At 27.0% G+C, this 2,947-nt stretch carries 2 protein-coding genes; both read left to right on the forward strand.

Annotated elements, in window-relative coordinates; translation table 11 throughout:
• A partial coding sequence (locus AJ932_RS01500; RefSeq protein ID WP_148123012.1) for an autotransporter outer membrane beta-barrel domain-containing protein occupies window positions 1-939 on the forward strand: 939 nt, incomplete at its 5' end.
• A 211-nt stretch (window positions 940-1,150) separates the two neighbouring features.
• Window positions 1,151-2,905, forward strand: a complete 1,755-nt coding sequence (locus AJ932_RS01505; RefSeq protein WP_070278379.1) for a hypothetical protein — start codon at window positions 1,151-1,153, stop codon at window positions 2,903-2,905.
• The last annotated feature ends 42 nt before the right edge of the window (window positions 2,906-2,947 follow it).

Below are 2,947 nucleotides of genomic sequence, written 5' to 3' on the forward strand. Positions count from 1 at the left end.
TTTGCTTTAGCTTCTTCAAGTAAATCTCAAAGCATTGCTATGTCTGAAAAGGGTAATTTATATGCAGATGCAAGTGATTATATAAAGAGTGATTTAAATAATGGAAGCTATGGTTCTAATAAAGAACATTCTTTATTCATCCTTCCTTATACTTCTTCACAGAATGTTGAACTTTCTTTAAATGAAGAAAGTAAAGGACACACTAAAGGAACCATTATAGGTTATTCTACTTTAAAAGACAGTGGAATATATGGTGTGTATGCAGGTTATGAAGATACAAGAATGGGTTCAACTTATTTTGATATTAATAATAGAACCTATTATGCAGGTTTAAAATACTTTAATACCTTATTTACTACAGAAAAAGGTCAAGAAGTTTATATCAAAGCTCAAGGTAAAGCTGCTTTGATTAAAAATGATTTAACTAAAAAAATAGGAAATAATGAAGCTAAAGCTGAACCTAATTCTTATGCTTATGGAGTCAATACAGCCTTAGGTATGAATTTTATTTCTAATAAAGATATATTCTCCCCTGAAATAGGTCTTGCTTATGAAGGAGGCTATACTGAAGCTTTTTCTATGAAAGACACTATAGGACAAGCAACAGTTAAGGATGGAGAAAGAACCTATGCAAACTATTTAAATCTTTTCTCTACTAAAACAAGCTTTACTTGGTTTAGAGATTGGTTGCCTAATTTAAAAACTTCAGTAGAACTTGGAGCTAAGTTTAATATCAATCCTAAAGTAGAAGCTGAGGCTAGATTTGGAAATATAAAAGTAAGTGATGAGTTTGATTTACCAAGAATACAAAAATTTGTAAGCACTTCTTTTATCGTTCCTGTTAATGAAGCTTTCTATTTTAGTTTAAACTATAATGGAATGTTTGATAAAGATGGCAATACCCATACAGGATTTGCTCAGTTTAATTACCTTTGGTAATCTTATAAAAGATCATACCTTAGTTTAATTAGTTTACTCTCCTACTTGTTAAAAATTTCATCCTGATAATTTTAAAATTATTGGGATGGATGTTTTTATTGTATTTATTTTTTTATTTTTGTTTTATTATTTAATTTTATAAAAATATAATTATCTTTTTATGCAACTTATAAGATAATATTAGATTTTAATGTAACTATCAAGGAAAAATATGTTTGATAAAATTCATTATTATTATTTTAATGCTAATTATGAAAAATGTTTAAACTTGAGTGAGCAATTTTTAAAAGAAAGTCCAAAATTTGCTTTAGAATTTGCTACGCTTTCTTCTTATAAACTTTCTCTTTTTCAAAAAGCTTTATATTATGCTCAAGAGCTTTTTTCTTTAAATCCTACAAGTTTTAATGGTCTTATGCTTGCTAAAAGCTATATTGAAAATTTAAGATTTGATGAAGCCTTGAATTTATTACAAACACTTTTAATTCGCAAAGATGATTTAGAGGATGAACTTAAGTTAGAATTGGCTTTTATTTATAAACTGAGCAATAAACTAGAAGAATCTGAACAAATTTTCAAAGAATTACTTTCTAAAGATATGTATAATCTTAATCTATGGAAAAATTATGCAGAAATTTATTTTAAACATGATTTTACGAAGGCATTAAATGCACATGAGCACTTGTGTCATTTTATGCAAGATTTGATTGATAAACTACAAAAAGGAATCATTGCTGAACAAACCAATCTTAATTTAGTCAAACTCGAAGATAGGCTTCATAGTAAAACCAAAGAAAATCTTACCATTTCTAAAATAGAAGATTTTTTAACTCATCAAATTTTACCCCAAAAAGCATACTTACTTTTTAAGCTTTTTAGAATATCTGATTCTTTAGAACTTTTTCAATCACTACAAGAAGCCAATCAACACCATGCACAGTTTTGGCAAAACTATGCTAAGGTCTTAGAATTTAACTCAAACTATCAAGAAGCTTATCATGCTTATAAAAAATGTCTTAGTTTGGATTCTCATGCAACCTATCAATTTGATTTGGCTTATCTTTTGATGCGTATGGGAGTGGATGATAATTTTGAAGAGGGTAAGAAATATTATGAAAGCAGATTATTTTATGCTCATAATGAAACTTTTTCTACTTATCATTATAATGAAAGCCTAAAAGCTTTTAATAAATTTGGCGTTGATGCTTTTAAAAATAAAGAAGTTTTAGTATTTTGCGAGCAAGGCTTTGGCGATACTATAATGTATGCAAGATGCTTAGAAAAACTTTGCAAAATCGCTTCAAAGGTTTTATTTGCTCCTCAAAGTGCCATGTATGAAATGTTTAAAAATCAAATCAAATTTTTAAATCAAAATAATGATATTTTTAAAAATGTAAAGGTTTTAAAAAATCTACCTACAAATTTTGATTATGCTATTCCTATTTGTTCTTTGCCTTTTTTTATTGATATTAAGCTTGATGAGATTTTACGATTAAAAACACCTATATTGCCACAGAAAAAACCGCATAATCAAAGAAAAAAACTTGGTATTTTTTATGCTACTCCTAATGCTGAAAATTCTGATTTATTAAGAAATGTAAAATTTGAATTTTTATTTGATGTATTAAAAGACTTAGATTATGAAATCATTTCTTTTCAAATGCAATTAAAAGAAGAATTACCTAAGGTAATAGAAGATAGAAGCAAGCTTATAAAAAATTGGAATGATACTCTAAATTATTTATATGATATTGACTGTATGCTTAGTATTGATAGTGCTATAGCGCATTTAAGTTTAGCTATGGATATTCCTACTATAGTTCTTTTACATCCTAGGTTTGATTGGCGTTGGGGAAAATTTGAAAATCCTAAAAGTTATTTTTGGCCAAAAGCAAAATGTTTTATCATAAAAGAACAAGAAGAAACAAAAAGGAATTTGCAAAAACTGATTAAAGATATTTTAAACTAAAGCTTAGTTTAAGAGCTTTAGGTGGAAAATTTGGTTTTTGAT

It is taken from the genome of Campylobacter sp. BCW_6873 (assembly GCF_001762365.1).
In the GTDB taxonomy this organism is placed as follows: domain Bacteria; phylum Campylobacterota; class Campylobacteria; order Campylobacterales; family Campylobacteraceae; genus Campylobacter_D; species Campylobacter_D jejuni.